General features: G+C 64.4%; 21 protein-coding genes. 5 read left to right on the forward strand and 16 right to left on the reverse strand.

Going from position 1 to position 23962, the window contains the following annotated elements:
• Position 1: 1 nt before the first annotated feature.
• From ACGRVM_RS03720 to ACGRVM_RS03730, 3 genes are all read right to left on the reverse strand, one after another.
• Positions 2-658 (reverse strand): potassium channel family protein, encoded by a 657-nt coding sequence (locus tag ACGRVM_RS03720; RefSeq protein ID WP_377168573.1) that lies wholly within the window; start codon positions 656-658, stop codon positions 2-4.
• 3 nt (positions 659-661) lie between these two features.
• Positions 662-2062, reverse strand: a complete 1401-nt coding sequence (locus ACGRVM_RS03725; RefSeq protein WP_377168571.1) for a TrkH family potassium uptake protein — start codon at positions 2060-2062, stop codon at positions 662-664.
• Positions 2063-2164: 102 nt separating this feature from the next.
• Positions 2165-3781: a GMC family oxidoreductase gene (locus ACGRVM_RS03730; RefSeq protein ID WP_377168569.1), complete on the reverse strand. Its 1617-nt coding sequence runs from the start codon at positions 3779-3781 to the stop codon at positions 2165-2167.
• Between the two features lie 120 nt (positions 3782-3901).
• Here ACGRVM_RS03730 and ACGRVM_RS03735 point away from each other — a divergent pair, with 120 nt between their 5' ends.
• The 3 genes from ACGRVM_RS03735 to ACGRVM_RS03745 all read left to right on the forward strand — a co-directional run bounded on the left by ACGRVM_RS03735 (position 3902) and on the right by ACGRVM_RS03745 (position 6746).
• Complete coding sequence (locus ACGRVM_RS03735) at positions 3902-4540, forward strand: c-type cytochrome (RefSeq protein ID WP_377168567.1); 639 nt, start codon at positions 3902-3904, stop codon at positions 4538-4540.
• Positions 4537-4968 (forward strand): hypothetical protein, encoded by a 432-nt coding sequence (locus ACGRVM_RS03740; RefSeq protein ID WP_377168565.1) that lies wholly within the window; start codon positions 4537-4539, stop codon positions 4966-4968. Before ACGRVM_RS03735 ends, ACGRVM_RS03740 begins: the two co-directional genes overlap by 4 nt.
• Positions 4969-5138: 170 nt before the next feature.
• The gene (locus ACGRVM_RS03745; RefSeq protein ID WP_377168563.1) at positions 5139-6746 is read left to right on the forward strand and encodes a sodium:solute symporter; all 1608 of its coding nucleotides are present in this window, start codon (positions 5139-5141) and stop codon (positions 6744-6746) included.
• 94 nt (positions 6747-6840) lie between these two features.
• Here ACGRVM_RS03745 and ACGRVM_RS03750 read toward each other — a convergent pair whose 3' ends face one another.
• The gene (locus ACGRVM_RS03750; protein WP_377168561.1) at positions 6841-7623 is read right to left on the reverse strand and encodes an SDR family NAD(P)-dependent oxidoreductase; all 783 of its coding nucleotides are present in this window, start codon (positions 7621-7623) and stop codon (positions 6841-6843) included.
• A gap of 167 nt (positions 7624-7790) precedes the next feature.
• Between ACGRVM_RS03750 and ACGRVM_RS03755 the strand changes: the two genes are divergently transcribed.
• Together ACGRVM_RS03755 and ACGRVM_RS03760 are read left to right on the forward strand one after the other, a co-directional pair.
• A complete protein-coding gene (locus ACGRVM_RS03755) occupies positions 7791-8645 on the forward strand; it encodes an SDR family oxidoreductase (RefSeq protein ID WP_377168559.1) in 855 nt (284 codons plus the stop codon).
• On the forward strand, positions 8635-10215 hold the full coding sequence (locus ACGRVM_RS03760) for an alpha-amylase family glycosyl hydrolase (RefSeq protein WP_377168557.1): 1581 nt from the start codon (positions 8635-8637) through the stop codon (positions 10213-10215). The genes ACGRVM_RS03755 and ACGRVM_RS03760 overlap by 11 nt, the downstream gene beginning before the upstream one ends.
• 16 nt (positions 10216-10231) lie before the next feature.
• On the opposite strand, the gene ACGRVM_RS03765 is transcribed toward ACGRVM_RS03760, so the two are convergent.
• The 12 genes from ACGRVM_RS03765 to ACGRVM_RS03820 form a co-directional block, all read right to left on the reverse strand.
• A complete protein-coding gene (locus tag ACGRVM_RS03765) occupies positions 10232-11380 on the reverse strand; it encodes a mechanosensitive ion channel family protein (RefSeq protein WP_377168555.1) in 1149 nt (382 codons plus the stop codon).
• A gap of 42 nt (positions 11381-11422) precedes the next feature.
• Positions 11423-12631: a carbohydrate porin gene (locus ACGRVM_RS03770; RefSeq protein ID WP_377168553.1), complete on the reverse strand. Its 1209-nt coding sequence runs from the start codon at positions 12629-12631 to the stop codon at positions 11423-11425.
• Positions 12632-13048: 417 nt separating this feature from the next.
• Positions 13049-13186 carry a hypothetical protein gene (locus ACGRVM_RS03775; protein ID WP_377168551.1) on the reverse strand — a complete coding sequence of 46 codons (138 nt, stop codon included), beginning with the start codon at positions 13184-13186 and terminating at the stop codon, positions 13049-13051.
• A gap of 75 nt (positions 13187-13261) precedes the next feature.
• A complete protein-coding gene (locus ACGRVM_RS03780; protein ID WP_377168549.1) occupies positions 13262-14086 on the reverse strand; it encodes an alkaline phosphatase family protein in 825 nt (274 codons plus the stop codon).
• Positions 14079-16103, reverse strand: coding sequence for a dipeptide ABC transporter ATP-binding protein (locus ACGRVM_RS03785; RefSeq protein ID WP_377168547.1), 2025 nt, complete (start codon positions 16101-16103; stop codon positions 14079-14081). Before ACGRVM_RS03785 ends, ACGRVM_RS03780 begins: the two co-directional genes overlap by 8 nt.
• An 11-nt stretch (positions 16104-16114) precedes the next feature.
• Positions 16115-16957 (reverse strand): ABC transporter permease, encoded by an 843-nt coding sequence (locus ACGRVM_RS03790; protein ID WP_377168545.1) that lies wholly within the window; start codon positions 16955-16957, stop codon positions 16115-16117.
• A gap of 1 nt (position 16958) precedes the next feature.
• Positions 16959-17909, reverse strand: a complete 951-nt coding sequence (locus tag ACGRVM_RS03795) for an ABC transporter permease (protein WP_377168542.1) — start codon at positions 17907-17909, stop codon at positions 16959-16961.
• Positions 17910-17985: 76 nt separating this feature from the next.
• Positions 17986-19473: an ABC transporter substrate-binding protein gene (locus ACGRVM_RS03800; protein WP_377168540.1), complete on the reverse strand. Its 1488-nt coding sequence runs from the start codon at positions 19471-19473 to the stop codon at positions 17986-17988.
• A gap of 669 nt (positions 19474-20142) precedes the next feature.
• Positions 20143-21120 (reverse strand): ABC transporter ATP-binding protein, encoded by a 978-nt coding sequence (locus ACGRVM_RS03805; RefSeq protein ID WP_377168538.1) that lies wholly within the window; start codon positions 21118-21120, stop codon positions 20143-20145.
• Positions 21120-22103 (reverse strand): ABC transporter ATP-binding protein, encoded by a 984-nt coding sequence (locus ACGRVM_RS03810; protein ID WP_377168536.1) that lies wholly within the window; start codon positions 22101-22103, stop codon positions 21120-21122. The genes ACGRVM_RS03805 and ACGRVM_RS03810 overlap by 1 nt, the downstream gene beginning before the upstream one ends.
• A complete protein-coding gene (locus tag ACGRVM_RS03815; protein ID WP_377168534.1) occupies positions 22100-22972 on the reverse strand; it encodes an ABC transporter permease in 873 nt (290 codons plus the stop codon). Before ACGRVM_RS03815 ends, ACGRVM_RS03810 begins: the two co-directional genes overlap by 4 nt.
• Position 22973: 1 nt before the next feature.
• Positions 22974-23912 carry an ABC transporter permease gene (locus tag ACGRVM_RS03820; RefSeq protein ID WP_377168532.1) on the reverse strand — a complete coding sequence of 313 codons (939 nt, stop codon included), beginning with the start codon at positions 23910-23912 and terminating at the stop codon, positions 22974-22976.
• Positions 23913-23962: the final 50 nt, after the last annotated feature.

Here is a 23962-nt window from a genome sequence, read left to right on the forward strand (position 1 = left end):
CTCATTCCTCCTGCGCGCCGAAGATCTCTCGCAGCGCGTCGCCCGTATCCTCGCCCGCCGCGACGAGCAGCCGGTCGCCCGATCGGAACTCCTCCTCGGCGCTCAGGATCGGGGGGGTATCCTCCCGCTCGATCGCCACGGCACGGGCACCGGGCGGCAGGTCGAGATCGCCCATCGTGCGCCCCTCGAGATCCGTCGGCACCTTGTACATACCGAAATGCACATCCTCGATGATCCCGAGCTGCGACCAGACGCGCCCGGAGCTCTCGAGCGAGCGGACGATGGAAGACGCAACCGTGGTATGCGGCGTCACCACATCGTCGAAGCCCAGCTCCTCGCAGACATTGAGAAGCTGCGCCTGCACGATCTGAAGCACGACCCGCTCGAACCCGATGGAGCGGCCGACCACAGCGGCGAGGATGTTCACATCGTCATGATTGGTCATCACCATCAGCGCATCGGCGCCGTCCCCGAACGCGTCGCGCAAGGTTTGCGGGAGCGTTCCGTCCCCTTCGATGAACCCGCAATCGAGCCGGTCTGAAATTTCGTCCAGCCGCTCGCGCGAGCGATCCACGATCACGACGTCATGCCCGTCGTCGAGCAATCGGCCGACGACGGCAACACCGAGGCGCGAGGCGCCGATCACGATGATCCGCATGGGTCAGGTCCTCCTTATCCAGGTTTGGGGCGTGCACAGGACGATCAGCGCGATGAATTCGAGCCGTCCCAGCAGCATCGCCACGATCAACGTGGCCTTGAGATGGGCCGCGAGGCCCGGCGCGCTCACACCCTGGCTGAGGCCAACGGTCGAGAGCGCCGAGACGACCTCGAAAAGCCCGTCGAGCGGGGCGATGCCGGAGACGAGAAAGACGATCCAGCAGAGCATCATCGTGGCGAGATACGTCACGAGAAGCGCGGCGACCCCGATCAGGCGGTCGGCGGTGACCTTATCGGCCCCGTCCCGAAGATAGGTCACTGCACTCGCGGGCACGCGCACGCGCAGGATGCTGAGGCGGAAGATCTGAAAAAGAACGAGAAGACGCGTCACCTTGATGCCCCCCGCCGTCGATCCGACATCGCCGCCTATGAGCATCGCCACCAGAAGGAGCGGCAGAAGCGAGACATGGCTCGAGATCTCGTTGGTCGAAAATCCGGCGGTGGTGAAGCCGCTCAGGAAGTTGAGCGCCCCGGCATAAAGCTCCGCGCCGCCCGGACGGTTCACCGCGAAATCGACGGCTACGAAGAGCGCAACTCCGGCCGCCATCAGGCCGAGTGTGGCAAGGGCGTGCGAATTGCGCAGGGCGCTGCGCGGGCCGTCCCGCCACAGGCGAATGTAGAACAGAAGCGTGATGGCGGTCGCGGCGCAGATCCCTATCACGACCCCCTGCGCGAGCGGCGAGTAGCTCGCCAGGCTGTCCGCGCGGGGCGTGAAGCCGCCCGTCGAGACCGCAGCGAGGGCGATGCTGACCGCCTCCCACCAGTTCGGCAGAAGAAGCAGGCACAGGAGAACAGCGATCAGCGTGAGCGCGACATAGGACCAGAGCGCCTGACGGGCCTGAACCTTGATCGATGCGAGATTGTCCCGGGCTGTCATCTGGCTCTGGCTCATCGAAAGCGAGGCGCCCGCGCTGCTGTCGAGGATCGCAAGCCCCGCGAAGGCGATGGCGAAGCCGCCGCACCACTGGATCCAGCCGCGCATGAGATGGGCGACGATCGGCCAGCTTTCGGCCTCTGTGGCGACGCTCAGGCCGGTGGAGGTGACGCCCGAGACCGCTTCGAACACGGCGTCCAGCGGGCTCATTCCAAGGACCACGAAGGGCGGCGCGACGAGCAGGCTCGCGATGACAAAGATCAGCGCGAAGACCGCGAACGCCTCGACCCGGCGCAGATCCTCGGGGAAGGTCACACCCCGGAAACCGAGCATCAGAGCGCCGAGGACCAGCGTCTGCGGTGCCAGCGAAAGGGCGAACACCCACTCCTTGTAGATGCCCCCGACGAGCATCGGCGGCGCCACGATCAGCAGAAGCACGCCCGACTGGTTGCAGAGCGCCCGCGCCACCACATGCGGGCGGGCACGGTGCGCGGTCGCTGCAGAAAGCCCGCTCAAGAGCCGGGGCCGCCGTGGCCCGGCGCCGCGGAGAGACTGCGCGGACCGACCACGAGATCAGCCTTTCAGATCGGCGACGACACTGTCGCCTACACGCAGCGCGAGCGCCGCGATGGTCAAGGTCGAGTTCACGCAGGCGCCGGACGCGAAGACCGAGGAGCTGGCGATGTAGAGGTTGGGATGATCATGTGTGCGGCATACCGCGTCGACGACCGAGTCCTTCGGATCGTCCCCCATGATCGTGCCGCCCATGATGTGATTGTTGGGACGGAACCCTTCCGAGCCGTCCTCCACGCTGACGAGCGTCGCGTCGAGCTTCTCCACGATATCGCGGAAGATATCGGCCGTGTGCTTCGCGCTCTCGCGCACATAATCGTCGATGCTGTAATGAATGCTCGGCCTCGGCAGGCCGAGCGGGTCCATCTTGTCAACGCTGAGTGTCAGGCGGTTTTCGGGGTCGGGAAGCTGTTCGTGGAAATTCGCGATCGAGCAGCGGCGCGCGGCGCGCTCGCGCACAGTGCGGGCCAGATCTTCGCCGGTCAGCCCCTCCTCGATCGCTTCCGCCGCAACACCGCCGACCGCCGAGCCGTTCCACAGGTGCAGCTTCTTGGCCGCCATCCGGCGCCGGTGATCGCCATCGCGGAACTTGAGGATCGACGTGTTCTCTTGCGGCCCCCTGCCCGGCCAGACCGGCCTCGGCATGTCGAAGACCACCTGCGTGCCGGGGTGGTCCATGAGGTTCCGCCCCACCTGGTCCGAGCTGTTGCCGAGCCCGTTCGGAGCGCCCTCCTGCGCCGACAGCAGCATGAGGCGCGGGATCTCGATTCCGTTCGCGGCGAGCACGAAGCTTTGCGCCCGCACACGCCATTCCGAGCGATCGGGTTTCATGAACCGGACCGCTTCGATCCGGCCGTCGGGTCCGCGTTCGACGAAATGCGCGACCGCCTCCGTGATGACCTGCGCGCCCTGTCGCTCGGCCTTCTCGACCGCGATATTGCCCGAATATTGCGCGCCGATGGGACAGATCGGCATGCAATTGTTGTTGCCGCAGCATGGCGGTCTTCCGTCATAGACTTCGCGGTTGCGGGCCACCGGCTCGGTCCGCATCTGGTAGCCATGCGGGTTGAGCCGCTCGGCGATGAACTGGTCCATGAAGCTGAGCGGGATGCCCTCCATCGGGTAAGGCGCGCTGCGGGGCGCGATTTCATCGGCAGGCTCGCCCGCCACTCCCATGAGCGTCTCGGCCTCGAGGTAATGCGCCTCGAGATCGTCATAGCCCAGCGGCCAGTCACGCCCGACGCCGTAGAGTCCCTTCAGCTTGAAATCGTTGGGAAGAAAGCGCCATGTCGCGGCGGCCCAGTGCCATGTCGTGCCGCCGACGCCGCGAATGAATTGCTGATGATAAGGCGCCGGGCCTGTCTGGATCAGGTAATTGCCCCAGTCGGTCGGGTTCGGCACCGGGGCGTGTTCGGGCATGGGATAGGGCGCCATGAAATCGGTGCGGGCCGAGTTCCGCCACTTCTCCACCAAGGCGCCGCGCTCAAGTCTCGGGCCGGATTCCAAAATGAGGACCTTGAGGCCCGCCGCCGACACCTTGTCGGCCACCATCCCCCCGGCGATCCCGGCTCCGACGATCACGACGTCCGGCTCGAAATCAACTTCAGCGACCGCCATGGCCAAGTCCCTCCCGCTGTTTTCGCTGAAGGAAGAACAACGGTACCGAAGCCCGGTTCCAAGAAATGTGGAACGCCTTCTTAGGTGCTGCGTTGATCGGCAACAGACGGAGTTTGGATCATGCCCTTCAAACGCTGGCGACGCCCTGCCGCACTCGCGATATTTCTGGCCCTCGCAACCGGCCCTGCCTTTTCGCAATCCGACAACATTCTGCTTGATTGCACGTCCTGTCACAGCCTCTCGAGCGAGGCGTCCCCCGCCTATCCGGTGCTGAACGGCCAGCCCGTCCTCTACCTGATCGAGCAGCTTGACGCATATCGCACCGGCAACCGCGCGCACCAGCAGATGCAGCGATCCGCCTTGGCGCTGCGCGAGGGCGGAGCACCGGCGATGGCGCGCATGTATGCCGACGCACCGGCGCCCGAGCTGACCTTGATGGGCGACCGCCCGGAGTTCGAGACGGCGATGAAGCTGGACGCGGAGGGTGCTTGGGAGCGTGGAATTCCGCCCTGTAGCTCCTGTCACGTCTCGCCCACCGCCGAGAGGACCAACATCGATCCGGGCGCGCACGCATCGCCCCGCATCCATGGCCAGAGCGAAGCCTATCTCGCCGGCATCTTGCGCGCCTATGCCAGCGGAGAGCGCGAGACGGGCGGGCTGAGGCGCATGCAGGCCTATGCGGAGCGTCTGACCGACGAAGAGATCGCGGCGCTCGCCTCCTACCTCGCCGCTTTCAAGCCAGTGGAGCAGAACCAATGACCATCACCCCCTCCCCTGAAGTCACGCGTCGCAGGATCATCCTGACCGCCGGCGCCCTCGCCTTCACCGTGTCCGCCCTGCCCGGCGAGCTGACCGCCGAAGCGCCCGTCAGCGTCCAGAACCGGCTGGCCGACCTCGCGGGCGTCGATGCGCTGCCGCGCGACTTGCTCCGGAACCTGACCGCCGCATTGGACGATACGGACCGCCGCTTGCTCGAACGCGACGAGAAGCTTCCTGCTGACCTTGAAGAGCGTGTGCTGAAGGGGCTTTATTCGGGCGTTCTGCCCGGCAAGACCGATCAGGACGCGGATACGCGGATCGCGTTTTCCAGCGCCCTCAAATGGGCTGCGGTGGACCGCACGAACAACGTCATCAGCTATTGCGGAGGCGTGCCGCATTTCTGGGCGACGCCGCCCGGCGCCACCTGAAACGGCGCGGGTGCAAAACTGAAACGCGAGAAGCGCGTCCCACCGGCAGCGCTCTGACGAAACGTGCCTCATCCAATTGTTTTCAAACGATCTCATCCGGTACAAGCGGAACCGCTCCGATAATTTCGCGTTGGCCTCACGATCTGTAACAGTGACGTGAGGAGGTTGCGGTGGAAGAAGCCAATTTCTCTTTGAGCTGGATCGATTACGCGATCGTGCTGCTCTATTTCGTCGGTGTCATCGCGCATGGCATCTACATCTCTCGCAAGAACAAGGGATCGGACTCGGACGGCTATTTCCTCGCCGGTCGCACCATCCCTTGGTATCTCATCGGCTTCTCGCTCTTCGCCTCCAACATGTCCGGCTCGAGCTTCGTCGGGCTGATGGGCGGCGCCTATGACAACGGCGTCGTGATCTTCAACTACGAGTGGACCGCCGCATTCGTCCTCATCATCTTCGCGATCTTTATCCTGCCATCCTATCTGCGGGCCAAGGTCTCGACGGTGCCCGAATATCTCGAAGTGCGTTACGACGTCCGCTCCCGCCGCGCGTTCTCGCTTTTCACGATCCTCGCGATCATGTTCATCGACACGGCAGGCGCGCTCTATGCCGGCGGCCTCGTGATCTCGAACGTGACCGAATATCTCAATCTCTGGACGGCGGTCGCGGTGCTGGCGCTGGTCGCCGGGATCTACACCATTCTCGGCGGACTCTCGGCGGTCGTGGTGACGGATACCGTTCAGGCCATTTTGCTCATCGTCGGCGCGGCGGCGATCTTCTGGATCGGGCTCGATCAGGTCGGCGGATGGCAGGAGCTTTTCACGGATATCGACGACGAGAAGACGCATCTTATCCTGCCCGCCTCGGACGATTTCCTGCCGTGGACGGGCCTTTGGGGCGTGATCCTGCTGGGCTTCTACTACTGGACGATCAACCAGTTCGTCGTGCAGCGCACGCTCGGCGCAAAGACCCTGCGCGAAGGGCAGATCGGCGCGATCTTCGCGGGCTTTCTCAAGATCCCGAACCTCTTTCTCATGATCCTGCCCGGCCTCATCGCGCTCAAGCTCTACCCGGATCTGTCCACCCCCGACCTCGCCTTTCCGACACTCGCTTTCGAGCTGATGCCCATCGGTCTGCGCGGCCTCATCATGGCGGCCCTGATCGCGGCGATCATGTCGTCGCTCGACTCGGCGCTCAATTCGGCGGGAACGCTCGTGACGCTCGATTTCGTCAAGCCGTTCAAGCCTGATCTGGAGGAGGAGACCTACGTCAAGATCGGCAAGGTCGTCACCGGGGTCTGCATGGTGATCGGCGCGATCTACGCTCCCATGATCGCGGGCTTCGAGTCGCTCTTCTCCTACTTCCAATCGTCGCTCTCCTACATCATTCCGCCCATCGTGGTGGTCTATGTGCTGGGCCTTTTCATTCCCTGGCTGAACGGAAACGGCGCGTTCTGGACAATCCTCTTCGGTCTGGTCGTCGGCATTCCCATCTTCATCGCCAAGGAGGTCTTCGACGTCTGGGCGAATATGGGCCTGCCCGAGATCCACTACACGATCATGTCGACGATCATGATGTTCATCGCCATCGGCCTCCATGTCGGGATTTCCGCAGCGACGCGCGCGCCCGACAAGGAGGGCATCGACAAGCTGATCTGGAGCGGAAAGGAAGCCAGGGAGGAGCTGCTCCAACTCGACAGTCCGATCTGGCTCGACCGGACGCTCCTGTCGATCCTGCTCATCATCTGCATGGGCGGCATGATCTGGTGGTTCTGGTAGGATTGCACCGTCGGCCCGCCGCCGACATCGCGTGTCGGCGGCGGGCTGCCCAAGCGGCGCCCGCTCGGTGTTTAACTCCAAGGGCTATACCGGCTCAGACATCCACCGAGCCGACGGAGCCGCCGTCCACGCGCCAGTTCGCGCCCGTCACGAAGGACGCCAGTTCACTGCACAAGAATGCGATGACGGGCGCGACCTCGGAGGGCCGCCCGCGCCGTCCAATGGCGAGATAGGGGCGCTTCTCTTCCAGAAAGCTACGCACGGCTTCGTCCACGCTCACGCCCATCTCGCCTGCGCGCTTTTCCATCATGCCGTCGGTCATGGGCGTCTCGATGAAGGCGGGCGCGACGCAATTGACGAGCACGCCCTTGCCCGAATGCTCCATCGAGAGGCTCTTGGCGAAGCTCAGGAGCGCGGCCTTGGAACTGTTGTAGACGGTTTCCTCGGGATAGGGCTGCGCGGCGTTCTCGGATGTGACGAAGACGATCCTGCCCCAGCCGCGCGAGGTCATGCCGGGGCCGATACGGCGCACGAGCCGGACGGCCGACAGGAAATCTATGTCGAGCGCGTGGCGCCAGTCGTCTTCGGACATGGTCATCGGATCACCCTTGGCGCCGGTCACGCCCGCCAGATGCAGCAGGATGTCGAAATCACTGCCAGCTTCTTCGAGAAGCGTGTCGATCCCCTCGAGCGAGGACAGATCGGCCGCGATGGCCGTCGCGCCGAGCGGCGCGGCCAGCTCGCGCAAGGGCTGCGCGTCCTTGTCCGTTAGCGTGAGCCGCGCGCCCGCCTCGTGCAGGCGCCTCGCGCTCTCGCGGCCTATGCCGCCCGCCGCGCCCGTGATGAGGACCGTTCTGCCTTCGATACCCAAGTCCATTCGCGATCTCCCCTTCCGCCTCGTCCTCGTGCTGATAACGAACGAGATGAACCGCCGCGGGCGCGCCGAAGTTCCGAGCGGCCTTGGCGCGGCCAAGCGCGGAACCGCGCGCCGCCGCGCGATGTTTACGACGCAGACCGAACCAACCCCAAACACAGGAGCGCAACATGAGCATCAAAACGCATAGTTCTGACGGGGCGCAGCCCCGCATGCCCGCGGACGAATACAAGATGGATCCGGCACCCGACTACATGCCGCGCCATCCGGGCGTCGGTAAGCTCGACGGCAAAGTCGCGTTCATCACCGGAGGCGACAGCGGCATCGGCCGGGCGGTCGCGGTCCTCTTCGCGCGCGAGGGCGCCAAGGTCGCGATCGCCTATCTGCGCGAGGACTGCGACGCCGAGGAGACGAAGCGCCTCGTCGAGGAAGAAGGCAGCGAGGCGATCCTGATTTCCGGCGATCTGGGGCAGAAGGACCACGCCGAGGACGCGATCGCGCGAACGCGCGACGCCTTCGGCCAGCTCGACATCGTCATCAACAACGCCGCGCAGCAATGGCTCGACGAAGGCGCGACGGATCTGAGCGAAGAAACGCTGCGCCGGACGATGGACAGCAATGTGATGGCCTATTTCTTCGTGACCCAGGCGGCGCTGCCGCATCTGAGCGAGGGCGCGGTCATCGTGAACACCTCGTCGATCAACGCGTTCAAGGGCAATGCGGGGCTCGTGGCCTATTCCACCACGCGCGGCGCATCACTCGCCTTCTCGCGGTCGATGGCGCAGACGCTGGCCGAAAAGGGCATCCGCGTGAACACGGTCGCGCCCGGGCCGGTCTGGACGCCGTTCATTCCCGGCACGATGCCCGAAGACATGCTCGAGGATTTCGGCAAGGACGTGCCGATGGGCCGCCCCGGCCAGCCTTGGGAGATCGCCACCGCGTTCCTCTTCTTCGCCTCGAGCGATGGCAGCTATTATTCGGGCCAGACGCTCCACCCCAATGGCGGTGTGATCGTTGGCGGTTGAGGCGTGGCCGCGCTGCCCGGTCATCTACGAGATCTATCCGCGCTCCTTCATGGACACGACCGGATCGGGCGCGGGTGATCTGAAGGGCATTCTCGAAAGACTGGATCACGTCATCGATCTGGGCGTCGATGCGATCTGGATCGCCCCGTTCTACCCGTCGCCCCTTGTGGACGGCGGGTATGACGTGGCCGACCACAGCGGCGTCAGCCCGCAGATGGGCGATCTCGATGATGTGAGGCGCATCATCGAGGCCGCCCACAAAGCCGGTCTGCGCGTCATGACGGACCAAGTGCTGAACCACACCAGCGACCGCAATCCTTGGTTCGAATGGTCCGCCAACCGCGAGGAAGGGTATGAGGACTGGTACGTCTGGCGCGACGCCAAGCCCGACGGCACGCCGCCCAACAACTGGATGAGCTATTTTGGTCCGCCCGCGTGGACATGGGACCACCGGCGCGAGCAGTATTACTGGCACCAGTTCCTGTCCTCCCAACCGAACCTCAATCTGCGCAACCCCAAGGTTCAGGACGCTTTGAAAGCCCAGATGCGGTTCTGGCGTAATCTGGGCATCGACGGCTTCCGCATGGACGCGATCTCGGCCTATCTCTGCGACGAGAGCTTCGCCGACAATCCGGTCGCCGCGCCCGATGTGGCCGCACGCGTCGCAGGCCCGTCCTTCAGCCCCTATTCCCGGCAGGATCACAAATACGACCTTCTGCCGGGGGATGGCGCCCGCTTTTGCGAGAATGTGCGGGCATGGGCCGGAAAGGACGCCTATCTGCTCGGTGAGATCAATGTGGGCAACAACGCGGTGCAGGTCGCGAACACGTTCACCGAGCCGGGGCGGCTCGATACCTCCTACACGATCGACTTCGCCGAGCGCGGCTTCACGCCCGATGTCATAGCCGATGTCCTGAGGTCGATGGCGCATACCGAACCGGGGCATGGCGGACGCGTCACGATGTGGCTTTCGTCGCACGATCAGGCCCGCCACGTCAGCGCGCATGGCGACGGCTCCGCGCATGACGCGAAGTTTCTCGCGCTCGCCTGCGGATGCCTGCCCGGCCCTTGGCTGATCTATCAGGGCGAGGAGCTGGGCCTGCCGCAGCCCGATCTGAGCCGCGACGAGACGACGGATCCGTTCGATCTGCGTTTCTGGCCGGACGGCCCCGGCCGCGAGGGCCCGCGCGTGCCGATGCCCTGGACCGAGGACGAGGGCACCCACGGTTTCACGACCGGCACGCCTTGGCTTCCGATGCGCTGGCACCGAGGGTCCTCTGTTGCGGCGCAATCGAAAAGTCCTGTCTCCGTGCTCGCCTTCTACAAGTCGCTTCTTCGGCTTCGGCGGAAGCATCGGTTTCCCGATGGCAGGATCGAGGCGGTCGAAGTCGAGGGGGATTTGCTCTCTCTGGTGACGTCCTGCGAAAGCGGGCGGTTCCTGGCGCGCATGAATTTCGCCCAAGAGGGGCGCGCGACAAAGCCCGCTGATGGCTCGTTGTTGCTCGCATCGGCCGATGCTGTGTCGGGCGATCATCTGCCCGCGCGCTCGGCGGGCCTCTGGCACCTGTAGGCGGCCCGGCGGACCATCACTGCCCCGCGCCGCCGCGCTCCACATCCTCCTGCCTGGCGCTTTCCCGATCCGGCGTATCCTTCATGCGGAACTCGCCGCGCGTTCTGGGCAGGGCTTCGGGATGCTCGCGTTGCAGCCACTCGACCATCTTCTCGCGCACGTCGCAGCGCAGATCCCAGACCATCGGCGACGTGCGGGCCGTCATGAGCGCGCGGATCGTGATCGTCTCGGGTCCGGTCTCCACGACCTGAAGGTTCGAGACTTCCTTGTCCCAAAGCTCGCTTTGGCCGAGAAACTCGTCGAGCTTCTCGCGCATCGCCTTGACGGGCGCGGTATAGTCCAGATCCCAGGTGACCGCGCCGATGACCTGCGCGCTCTCGCGGGTCCAGTTCTGGAACGGTTTCTCGATGAAGTACGACAAAGGCACGACGAGGCGCCGCCGGTCCCAGATGCGGACGATGACGTAGGTCGCGAATATTTCCTCGATCCAGCCCCACTCGCCTTCGATGATGACGACATCCTCGAGCCGGATCGGCTGGGTTATGGCGATCTGGATGCCGGCGATCAGATTGGCGAGGACCGGGCGCGCGGCGAGGCCGAGGATGAGGCCCGCCGCACCCGCCGACGCGAAGAGGCTGACCCCGTATTCCTGAACGCCCTCGAATGTCAGGAGCACCGCACCCGCTGTCACCAGGCCGATGATGATGTTCGCCGCGCGCTTCATCACCCTCAGCTGCGTCACGAACTTGCGCGCGCGGAGGTTGTCGTCGGTATCCATCCGGTAATGGCGGGCCGAGCGTTCGGCGAAATGATTGGTGAGCACGATCAGCATCCAGCCGATGAGCGTGATCAGCAGAACCAGCGCCGCATGCTCGACCACGTCCTGAACGCGCCCGCCGAGGTCGAGGCGCGGCAGCCCGATTAGAAGCGCCGCGAGGATGAAACCGAGCCGCAGCGGGCGCCGCGCCCGCTCGAGCAGGGAGCGCGTCATGGAGAAACGCCCACCGACCCGCGTCAGCAGGAACCGGAAGAAGAGCGTATGCGCCAGAAGCCCCGCCGCGACGATGAGCGCCAGAACGAGGCTCACCTGAAGAAGCTCGGGCAAGCCGGCCAGCCACTCGGCGAGCCGCGAGAGCGTCGGGATATCGGCGGGATCGAAATTCAAGGCTTACCTCTTTCGTCTGGGGAAGCGGACCGGCGCGGCGGATCACCAGAAATGCTCGACCTGAAAGCCGAAATTGAACCCGTCCGTGCCGGAGACGCCGGGCGCGATGCCCGCCGCTTCGGCATCGTCGTCCCACTGCGCATAGGTCGCGTAGGCGCGGTAGCTGGGCCGATCGAAGAATTTCGGCCCTTCGCGCCATTCGAGGGCAGCGGTCACCTTGGCCAGCGTCCGCCCGTCGCCCGTCCGGGGCACGACATGATCGAGACCCGTCTCGAGAGCGAAATAGGTCTTCGACTGCCCGAGCCGCCAGATCTGGCGCGCGCCGAGCGAATACCAGTTGCGGTCGTCCGACTGCCATTCCGCGATGCCCGTCGCCATGACCGCGTAGCTGTCCCACGCGTTCCAAAGATACGAGCCGACCGCGCGCACCGAGCGATCGCCGTCCCGCGCGCCGGGATCGGAAGCGAAGGACAGATCGCGTCCCGCGCCCCAGCCGTATTGCAGCGCCGCCATCAGCGTCTCTCCGCGCCGGGTTTCATGATTGACCTGCATGGTCGCCATGCCGCCGCCATCATTGGCAAGGCCGCTCTCGTCGGGAAAGCGCAGATCGAGGCCGAGCGTCATGTCCGTTTTCTCGGCCAGCGATATTTCCTCGAGCCGCGCATCGAGCCGCATGTAGGGTGAGCCGTCGAGCGCATCGCCGATATTGCCGGCCGACTCGAAGAAATAGGCCAGCGACCCCTTGGCGAAGCCGAGATCGACGCCAGTGACGCCCAACCCCATGCCGGTCGCGTCCCAATAGTAGAAGTCGTTGATGTGGATATCCTGGCGCTTGTAGAACCGGTGTCCGGCCCAGACCTCCGCCCCCGACCATGGCCCTTCCTCGCTCAACCGCGATACGCCGATCCACGCCTCTTCGCCGAAGAAGTCGAAATCGTCATAGTCGTTGATCGGCGTGCCGAGAACGCTGCCGCGCAGCGTCAGCGTCGTCTTGAGGCCATCGCCATCCTCACCGAAGGTGAGCCGCCCGCCAAGCTCGCCGTAGATCTCGCATTCATTGCCGAGCCGGTATTTCGCGCGCGCTCCGGGAAGCTGGAAACAGGTCTGCCTCCCCCCGTCATCCCCCCACCCGACACCGGCCCGAAGATATCCGAAACTCTCGAAACTCAGGCCATTGGACTTGGATGACTTTTCCTCGGCATGGGCCGCAGTGGCGATCAGAACAAGTGACGCGGCAAATGGCAGGCGCACGGCATTTCCTCCGGTAGACTAGGGACTCCTCACTATTTCGTGAGAACGCGCGAGGGGAGGTTGTTGTTCCGGAAAGTGCTCGGGACAGCCTCGCCCGGCGTTCGGCGGCGTTCGCTGGACTTAGTTGGAAAGGCAGTCACCCGGGTGGGCGGCGAGGGAGGGATCCGCTCGGAGACATTCACGATGGTCGGCGATGTTTGCATCGAACACCGCGTATCACGATCATCTGAAAGCATGCTTAATAATGGGCGCCAATAAGTTGCGTGGGACAAGTGCTAATAGGAACTCGAGGTACGCGGACAAGGACGAGATGCAGCCACTCAATTTGCCAGATAAACGTGTGTATATTCACCAGTTGACACGCCCGACGTCCGCTAAGCCCGTGCCGATCCATCTTGGCCCGCACGGCATGCCGCTTCACGTCAGGCGGCAGTAGTTTTTCGACGCAAGGTCCTTTGGTACCGCATTGTCCAACATCGCCTCCGCCAGCATCCGCTTCAGCCAGTTGTTCTCGCCCTCAACAACCCTGAGCTTGTCGGCTTCCGACTGCTTCACGTCGCCGAAGCTTGTCTTGTACTTAATGGGATGGATGGGCCCGCTTCCAACCACGCCGTCGTCTGACCGGCAGCCTTACAGGAAGGCGGGCCGCATTTCGGATGCGGGCGCGACGCCCAAGCGGTTCAGTATCGTGGCCGCGAGCCCGAGCTGGCTGAGCAGCTCGCCCGCATCGGGGCCCGACGCGGCGCCGAAATAATAGAATGGCACCTCGCGCATGATCGGCTCCATGCCGCCGTGATGCCGCTCGGCGTTCATGCCGTGATCGGCGGTCACCATCACCTCGTAGCCCAGCTCGAGCCAGGTCGGGATCGCGCGCGAGAGCGCGTTGTCGATCATCCAGACCTGATAGCGATACTGCGCGCTATCGCCGCCATAGGTATGACCCAGCGTATCGGCCGAGCAACTGTGCAGCAGCAGATAATCAGGCGCGTGCCGCTCGGCGAGGAGCGTCACCTGCGCGCAAAGATCGATCTCGGCGGGTGCGACGGCGTTGATCGCGCCATAGCCCTCCATCGAGTAGAAACGGGCATGCTGGATATCGGTATCCGTGTCGTGATGCTCGATTGATCTTAGCCGGTCCCACGGGCGGTCAACATAAAGGCGGTGATAATATTCCTGCGCTACTGCCGCGGTGACTTTGCCCGCAGCCCGCGAGAGGGAAAAGACATTGGGCCGCTCAGAGGCGCGCATGCTCTCGTTCGAGGTGATGCCGTGCTCGTGGGGCCAAAGCCCGGTATGCATGGTCTCATACATCGGCCCCGAGAGCGAGGGCGTCGCGGTCTGCATCTTCCAGCGGCGCGCGCGACCCAGCTCGACCGCGCCTTCGAGATAACCACATTGCGTGACAGCGGCGTCATAGCCGGTGCCGTCCATGATGACGAGAATGACTTTAGGCATTGATGGCGTCCTCAGGTTCGCCAAGGGCGGCCAGCTCGGCCTGCCCCAGATGGCAGTGGATGTAATGCCCGTCGCCGATCTGGCGGGCAGGCGGTGTGTCTGTGTCGCACAGCGGGCCGATGCGATGCGCGCAGCGCCGTTGAAAAGGGCAGCCCGTCGCGGGCGGCGCGCGTTCGGTGCGATCGTCTGCCAGAAGCCGCGGGGCGGCGTTCGGATCAGTGCTGAGCACCGCCCCCATGAGCGTGCTCGTGTAGGGGTGATAGGGCGGCGCATAGACTGCCGCGGCGGGCCCGATCTCGCAGATGCGGCCTTGATACAGCACGGCCACACGGTCGGACACGGCCCGCACCACGGCGAGATCGTGACTGACGAAGATATAGGAGCTGCCATTCTCGGCCTGAAGCCGGGTCAACAGCGCCAGCGCCGCCGCCTGCACCGACACATCGAGCGCCGAGGTCACCTCGTCGCAAAGCGTCACGTCCGGGTTCGCGGCAAAGGCGCGGGCCACGCCGATACGCTGCTTCTCGCCGCCCGAAAGCTGGCCGGGAAAGCGATCAAGATGGGCGGCGGGAAGCCGCACCTGCGCGAGAAGTTGTTCAGCTTCGACGCGGGCGGCGCGGCGACCGAGGCCGCCGTAAAGCCGCAAGGGGGCAGACAGGATCTCGGCAATCGTCTGCCGGGGGTTGAGCGCTCCGTCGGCATTTTGAAAGATCATCTGCACGCGGCGCAAGGTATCGCGGCTGCGCCTGCGAGGCGGCTGGCCCAGATCTGCCCCAGTGCCTAGTTGGATCGTGCCCCTTTCGGGTGGCGTGAGACCGGAAATGGCGCGCAGGATGGTCGACTTTCCGGACCCGCTTTCGCCGACAAGGCCCAGTGTCTCTCCCTTTTGCAACGACAGGCTGACGCGCTCGACCGTGGCGGGCGGCTCGGCGCGCGCCAATGCGCGGACCAGCCAGCTCGGGCGGCGATAGCTGATCGCCACATCCTCGAGGACCAGCGCCTTGTCGCCGCTTACATGCTGCATCCGCCGCTGCGCCGGACGCTTCGGCGTTTCCGTTTCTGCGAAATGGCAGCGCGCAGATGTGGCGCCGACGCGGCGCGGCGCGGGCGCTGTACCGCGGCAGATGTCGGCCACCTGCGGGCAGCGATCCGCGAAGGCGCAGCCGGTAATCGGTGCGCCCACGCGCGGCGGCACGCCCGGCATCGACGCGGGAATGGCCGGATCATCCAGACGCGGGATCGAGGCGATGAGGCCCGCCGTATAGGGATGGCGGGGCGCGCGCAGCACCTCCGCCGTCGGCCCGTCCTCGACGATCTGGCCGGCATACATGACCGCGACCCGGTCCGCGACGCGCGCGATCACGCCGAGATCATGGCTGACATAGACCATGGCGACACCCATCTCGCGCGCGAGCTTGCGCAAGAATTCGAGGATATGCGCCTGCGTCGTGACATCGAGGCCCGTGGTGGGCTCGTCCAGCAGAAGCGCCTTGGCATTGCCCGCGAGCGCCATCGCGACGGCGGCACGCTGCTGCTGGCCGCCCGAAAGCTCATGCGGGTAACGTTCCGCGATGTCTTCGGGCGATGGCAGGCGAACCTTGGCCAGTAGCTCGATCACGCGGGCATGGCGCGCGGCGCGGTTCAGATTTGTGTGCAGAACCAGTGCCTCGTCAATCTGCTGACCGATGCGCAAGGTGGGCGTCAGCGCTTGCCCCGCGCTTTGCGGGATAAGCGCGATGGAGGAGCCGCGCAGCGCCGCGCGCCGATCCTCCGGTAACGCGAACATATCATGCCCGTCGAAGAACGCGGACCCGGAAAAAACGCCGAGACCCGGCCGCAGATAGCCCATCATGGCGAGCGCGACGGTCGACTTGCCCGAACCGCTTTCACCGACGATGCCGAGCGTTTCGCCGGGGCGCAGCTCCAGCGATATCCCTTGCAGAATGGGCGCGGCACGGCCATCCGGGGCGCGGTATCCCAGTTCGAGCCCGTCGAGCGTGATAAGTGCAGGCTGCATTGCGGTCCTCCTCACACGGCCATGGCACTGGCGCGGTCGAGGCCAAGCGCCTTGCCCACGGCATCCGCCAGAAGGTTGATCCCGATGATGAGCGAACTGAGCGCGGCGCAGGGCCAGAACACCGCCCAAGGCGCGGTCGCCAGCAACCCGCGCTCCTGCGCCACCATCAGGCCCCAGTCAGGCGTGGGCGGCGTGGCGCCGAAGCCGAGGAACGACAGCGACGAGAACGCAAGCAACATCCAACTCCAGCGCATCGCGCCCTCCACAAGCAGGATGTCCGCGAGGTTCGGAAACATCTCGCGGGTGAGGATCGGCCATAGCGCCTCGCCGCGGGCCTTGGCGGCGGTGATGAAATCCCGCGCGGCCACCTGCATGGCGGCACCGCGCACCACCCGCAGCACCGCCATGCCGTAGAAGAAACCGAGGGTCGGAATAATGGTCACCGGCCCAGCCCCGCCAATCGAGATGATGAGCAGCAAAAAGAGCAGCCACGGCATCGACAGGAAGGCATCGACGATGCGCATCGCGACCTCGTCGATGCGCCCGCCGACAGTGCCGAAGAATATGCCCAGAAAGCCCCCCAAAAGCGTGGCCAGCACTGCCCCGCAAAACGTGATGACGAGAGCCAGTCGCCCGCCGTAAAGCACGCGCGAGAACACATCACGGCCCAGAGCGTCGTTGCCCATCCAATGCGTCGTTGAAGGCGCCAGCAGGATCGCATCCGCATTCTGTGCCGTAGGATCGAAGGGCGCAAATAGGGGCGCCAGGATTGCGATGCCCAGATGAAAGGCGGTGAGAGCGAGGCCGATGGCGCCCGAGGGGCGCGCGGCGACGGTGCGCAGGAGGTCCAGCATTTCAGTGCCCCCGCCTGCGCAGCCGCGGATCAAGCGCGAGCGCCGCCAGATCGGCCAGAAGGTTCACCGCGATGTAGATGACCGAGAAGATCAGCGCGATGGCCTGCACCAGCGGCAGATCGCGGTCGTGAATGGCCTCGATCATCAGCGATCCAAGGCCGGGATAATTGAAGACCTTCTCGACCACGACGACGCCGGCGAGCAGCCATGCGACCGTCAACGCAATGACGTTCAGCGCGGGGATCATCGCGTTCGGCACCACATGCCGCCGGATGATCTGGCGCTCGGGCACACCCTTGAGGCGGGCCATCTGCACGTAGTCCGAGGCCATCACGTCGATCACCGACGCGCGCACCATGCGCATCGTATGTGCGATCAGCACCATAGACAGGACCATGACAGGCAGCACGATGACGGGCAGCATATCGATGATCGTCATGCCGGGGCGCATTATAGTGACGGCGGGAAACCATTGCAGGGTGACGGCGAAAACATAGATCAGCCCTGTTGCGGTCACGAATTCGGGGATCGTCATGGCCAGCATGGAGACCCCCGAGAGTGTGAGATCGAGCGGCTTGTCGCGCCGCACGCCCGCCTTGATCCCGAGGAAGATCGCGAAGGGAATGGCCAGAAGGGCCGCCAGCCCGCCAAGAAGCGCGGTATTCCCCATCCGTTCGGCGAGCAACGTGTTGATGGGCTTGCGCTTTTTCAGCGAGTATCCGAAATCGCCCTGGGCCGCACCAACGATCCAGTCCCCGTAGCGCGCAAGCGCGGGCCGGTTCAGGCCCTGCTCTTCGATGCAGCGCTCGAGCCGCGGGCCCTGGGCGAAGCGTTGCAGAAAGGACGTGCAGACATTTCCGGGTAGCGCCTCGACGGCGGCAAACATGATGAGCGACACGAAGCCGATGGTGAAGGCGGCAAAGCCGAAGCGGCGCAAGATCAGCGCGAACATGGCGGGTCTTTCGAGAATTCAGGGACTGCCCCCCCTGTGAAGGGGGGCAGCGTTGATCAGCTGAGCGGCCGTGAGGTCATTCGGCCTTGGTCACATTCTCGTAACGGATCGAGAAATCCTCGACCGCTTCGATGCCCGACAGCTTCGACGAGAAGGCGCGCACGGTGTTCAGGTGAACAGGAATGAAGCTTCCGCCCTCTTCGAAGAGGGTTTTCTGCAATTCGCCGTAGAGGGCCTTGCGCTCGGCAAAGTCGAGCTCCTCACGGGCCGCATCGAGTGCGGCATCGAACGCCGGGTCGTTCCACGCACTTTCATTCCATGCAGCGCCCGACCGGAACGCCTCGTTCAGGATCTGATCGGCGGGGCGCTGTGACCAGCCCGTCGCAAAAAAGGGCTCTTTCATCCACACATCGCTCCAGAAGCCATCGGCAGGTGCCTGCACCAGCTCGACGGTGATGCCGGCATCGGCCGCCTGGTTCTGCAAGACCTCGGCCATGCGCACTGCGCCTTCCGAGATGTCCGACACGAACAGCTCGACCGTCAGGCCATCGGGATACCCCGCCTCGGCCAGCAGGGCCTTGGCCCCTTCGATGTCGCGGGGGCAGTCGATTTCGGTCCGGTATTGATCGCCCGACCAGACCGGGTGGTCACAGGTCGTCACGTATCCGCCGGGTCCATAGACCAGCTTGCCCAGACTGTCGCGATCTACCGAGATGCGCAGTGCTTTGCGCACGCGTGCGTCGTCGAAGGGTGCGACGGTGGTGTTCATGATCATGCCCACCCAGCGGCCAGTTGCGACCTCCTGAACGGTGAAATCGGGATTGTTCTCGAAAAGCGGCTTCTGCTCGGCCGAAAGGGCATAGATGAAATCGATCTGTCCTGCCTGAAGCGCGGCGACGCGGGCCGCCTGATCCGCGATCGCGATCAGCTCCAGGGTTTCGGCACCCGGACGGCCGCCATAGTAGTCGTCGAAACGCTCCAGCGTGGTGGTGCCGAGCGCGTCCAGCGCCGCCAGCTTGTAAGGGCCCGTGCCAACGCCGCTTTCGCAAAGTGCATCCAGATCATTACCACAGGTTTCCGCGTCCAGCATGCGGATGCGGTAATCCATCACCAGAAGCGGAAAATCGGCATGCGCCTGCTTGAGCACGACCTTGGCGGTCGTCTCATCAACGACCTCGACGCGCTCAACGATCTCCATCACACCCTTCGTGGGGCTGTCGATGGCTTCGGATTGCGTGCGCATCAGGGAGAAGACGACATCTTCGGCGCTGAATGCGTTGCCGTTGTGGAAGGTGACATCGGGGCGCAGCTTGAACGTCCATTCCTTGGCATCCGGCGTGGCCTCCCAGGACAGGGCGAGGTCTGGCGACGGGCGCCCGTCTTCACCCTGGCGGACCAGGCGGGAATAAATGTTCTGGTTGGCTTCGTAGAAACGCTGCGGCGAAATCGGGTCAAGCGATTCCGAGCCGCCGAATCCCAGCTCATGCGGAATGCGGATGGTTTCGGCGGAAACGCCGGTGGCGGCAAGCGCGACCGCTGCCGACAAGAAGAACGATTTCTTCATGATTTATCCCCTTCGGGCCGATGCCCGGTCGATTGATGCAGGCGACATTGCCTGGCCACCTTCTTGCGGTTTTGTGCAACAGCTTCATGACGCCCTGAAAGGTTTTGGACGGCTTGCTGCAGGCTCCGAAGGGAAGCGTTAATTTCTTGTATGCGGTTGTTCATCCTTTGCTGAAGAAGCAGACGCCGACCGAGTTCGCCCGAAGGCTACGTTACACCCCGACGGGCTTCGCTGGAGCTCCGCATTGGCTCCACTCAGCCGGTCTTCATTGCGACCTCACAAGCTGAAAAAACAGAAACGCAATCTACTCCTGAACGGCCCGGATCAGGTGGCAAGGTCGAATCGATGCTGGTTGTTCGGCTGGGCCCGCTCCTTAGCCTCTTGATTTGCATCACGCTTGACCATTTGGCGACGAAATTGAGCGTGACCGTGATGCTGATACTTCCCATGCTCAGGCACATGCTGACGCGGTATCGGCGGATCGCGCCTTATCGGACGCTCTTTCGGACCGCGCAGGGGAAAGTATCGAAATTCAGCGCGCCGCTCGCTCTCGCCGCCGAGCGCGGAGCGACTTGAGCACGGTGAGGCCGCCCCAATGTCTCTTTGTTCAAAACACATGGGCGAACCTTTTTCGAAATTACGAACGGATCACTCATCGACTGAATAGTCTTACTTTCCGCAGATCGGAAAATGGCAGGTGAACTCATGCCCGCCTGTGTGTGCTTCGCACCGGGGCGCGTTTTGCTTGCAGAGGGTCTTTGCGCGCGGGCAGCGTGTGTGGAACTCGCAGCCTGCAGGACGATTGCGCGGACTGGGCATCTCCCCCGGCAGTGTGATGCGCGTGCGGGCAGCGTCTGGATCGGGTTCCGGATTGGCCGACAGAAGCGCCTCGGTGTAAGGGTGACACGGCGCTCGAAATATACGCTCGGTCGGCCCAACCTCGACGAAGCGGCCCAGATACATGATGGCCATCCGATCGGTGATGTGGCGCACGACATTGAGGTTGTGGGTGATGACGAGAATGGCGATACCCAGCCTACCCTGCATCTCGGCCAGAAGGTTGAGAACCTCGGCCTGAACCGACATGTCGAGTCCCGCTGTCGGCTCGTCCGCGATGATGAGGCGCGGATCTAGCGCGAGGGCGCGTGCCACGCCCACTCGGCGCGCCTGCCCGCCCGAGAGCTGGTGCGGGAACCGACCAGCGAAGTGCTCCGGCAAACCAACCATCTCGAGAAGGCGCTTGGCCTCAGCGTTCATATCGGCCTGCTTGCCATGGATGCGCAGCGGCTCGGTCACGAGGCTGCCCACGGTCAGCCGCGGCGAAAGCGAGCCGGTGGGATCTTGCCACATCATCGCGATTTCGCGCCGGAGCCGCGTATAGTCCGCGGCGCTGGCGTCGGTGATGTCGCGTCCGTCGAAACGGATGCGGCCCGCATCCGCCCGTTTCAGCCCCATCAGCGTGCGCGCCACAGTCGATTTGCCAGACCCGCTCTCACCCACCAGCCCCAGCGTCTGCCCCGCCTCGATGGCGAAGCTTACGCCAGCCACCGCATCGAATTCGCGCGGCTGGCGCGTCAGCGCGGCGCGCATCCGGCCCATGGCGGGATAGCGGATCACGAGATCCTCGACTTCGAGCAATGCGCTCATCAACGGCCCTCCGCATCGAGGAGGTGACAGGCAGCGCGATGTCGCGGGCCCGAGGCCTCGTAGCTGCGCGGATGCTCGCCGCGGCAGCGCTCCCAGGCATGCGGGCAGCGCGGCGCGAAGATGCAGCCTCGCGGCACATCCACGAGATCAGGCAGCGTGCCGGGAATGGTCGGAAGCTGCCGGGTCGCCACTTCGATCCGCGCGGGATCGCATTCGAGCAGCGCCTGCGTGTAGGGATGCGCGGGATTGTGAAAGACATCCCTTACGCTGCCGCGTTCGACCACCTCGCCCGCGTACATGACGGTCACGTCATCGCAGAGCTCGGCGACGGTGCCCAGGTGGTGCGACACGAAGACGATGGCGCAACCCATCTCCTGCTGCAATTCTCGCAGAAGCTCGATGATCTGCACTTCGAGCGTGGCATCGAGTGCGGTCGTCGGTTCGTCCGCGATAAGAAGGTCTGGCTTGGTCAGGAGCGCCATGGCGATACAGACCCGCTGGCGCATCCCGCCCGAGAACTGGTGCGGGTAAGAGCCAAGCTGCGCCGCGGCATCCGGGATGCCCACCCGCTCGAGCATCTGCGCGGCGCGGGCGCGCTTCTCGGATTTGGTGCCAGGGTCGCGATACTGAATATCGAGCATCTGTCGGCCGATGGTAATGACCGGGTTCAGCGCGGTCATCGGATCCTGAAAAATCATCGAGACACGCTGACCGCGCATGTCGCGCAGCTCGCGCGCGCTCATCTTCGAAACATCCACGCCATCCAAGAGGATGGCTCCACCCACGATATCGCCATTTCCGGCGACAAGGCCCGCGAGGCTGTAGGCCAGCGTGGATTTGCCGCAACCGCTCTCGCCCACCAGCCCCATGATGCGGCCCTTCGGCACTTCGAGATCGATACCGCGCAGCGCCCGCAGCCGACCGCGCGGCGTGCCGAACTCGATCGAAAGGTTCTGCACTTCCAGCAGCACGTCCGAACTCATGGATCGCGCCTCAGCTTGGGATCGAAGATGTCGCGCAGCGCCTCGCCCAGGAAGGTGAAGCCGAGCGTCACGAGGATGATCGGCGCGGAGCCTGCGATGACCGGCCAAGGCGAGTTGCGGATGAAGTTATAGCCGTCATTGAGGATCGTGCCCCAGGAGGGCGCGGGCGGGCGCACACCCATGCCGAGAAAGCTCAGACCCGCCTCTGTAGCGATGACCATGGGCACATCCATCGAGGCGAGGATCAGGAGGGGGCCGAGAACGTTGGGCAGCACATGAACGCCGAGGATACGCAAGGTGCTGGCGCCCATGGCTTTCTCGGCCAGGATGAACTCGGCATTGCGCAGTGCCATGGTCTGAGTGCGCACGATCCGCGCATAAATCGGGATCGAGGTGATCGCGACCACGAGGATCACCGTGTAAAGGGACGGGCCGATCAGCGTGACCACCGCGAGGCCGAAGACGATCACCGGGAACGAGCGGATCGCGTCGAAGACCAGCAGCAGGATGTTGTCGAGCCATTTCGGCCCATACCCTGCGATAAGGCCGAGCGCGAGGCCGATCGTCATAGCCGCGCCCAGCGTGGCGACGGCAACCAACATGGCGATTCGTCCGCCCGCAATGACGCGGCTCAGCAAGTCGCGGCCCAGATGATCGGTGCCCAGCCAATGCGCCGCCGAGGGCGGACCCATGCGCGGGCCGACCATGATCTGGTTGGGATCATAGGGCGCGAGCCACGGCGCGAAAATGGCCGTGCCGACGATGATCAGGACGAGGATCGCTCCCATCAATCCCATCGGGTTCTGCGCAAGCTGACCCGCATAGATGCGCAGCGCCGAGGGCTGCTTGTAGGCGGCACTATCGCTCATGTCACATGCCCTCGCGCTGACGTGGATCGAGCCACGCGATAATGAGATCCGAGATCAGCGTCGCCAGCACGATGATCGCCGTGGTAATGAGAACGGCGCCCAGGACGATCGGATAGTTGCGCTCATTCACCGCAGAGACGATGAGCGCACCGATGCCGGGCCGGGCGAAGATCACCTCGACGAAAACCGCAGCCGAAAATAGATGCGCGACCCCTGCCCCGATCAGCGTGACGGCGGGCAGCACCGCGATGCGGAGCACGTAGGCGCGGGTGATGCTCCGCTCGGTCAGGCCGAAAGCGCGTGCCATGCGCACATGGTTCTCACCCATGACCTCAAGCATCGAGGCGCGCACGATACGGGCGATGTAGCCCACCCAAGAGACGCCCACCGCGAAGGCGGGCAGAATGAGATGGATCACCTGATCGCCAAACCCTTCGCCCGCGCCGATGGCCGGCAGCCAGCCCAGCCAGACGGCGAAGATGAGCACGCCGTAGAGCGCCATGACAAAGGACGGGATTGAAATCGTGCCGACCGAGAGAACACCGGTTATACGGTCGATCCAGCTGTTGCGGCGGATCGAAGAATAGGCGCCCAGAGGGATGCCGATCGCCGCGGCCCAGAGGATCGACACCGAAATGAGCGCCAGCGTGTAGGGCAGCGCCTCCATCACGATGGTCGTCACACTCCGCCCAGTGAAGACATCGACGCCCATATCGCCGCGCATGAGGTTGCCGAAAAACGTCGCCATCTGAATGGCGAAGGGCCGGTCGAGCCCCATGGCGGCGCGTGTCTGCTCGATCAGCTCGGGCGTCGCGCGCGGACCGAGGATCATCACTGCCGGATCGCCAGGAACGAGGTGCAGCATCACGTTCAGAAGTGTCATGGCCACGACGATGATGAGCACCGATAACAGCAGTCTCTGGATCGCATAGATCGCCATCGGCTCGCGGTCTCCTCATCGGGGGCGGGACAGAAAGGGGCCCGGCCCTG

The sequence above is a fragment of the Roseovarius aquimarinus genome (assembly GCF_043661195.1).
Lineage (GTDB): Bacteria > Pseudomonadota > Alphaproteobacteria > Rhodobacterales > Rhodobacteraceae > Roseovarius > Roseovarius aquimarinus.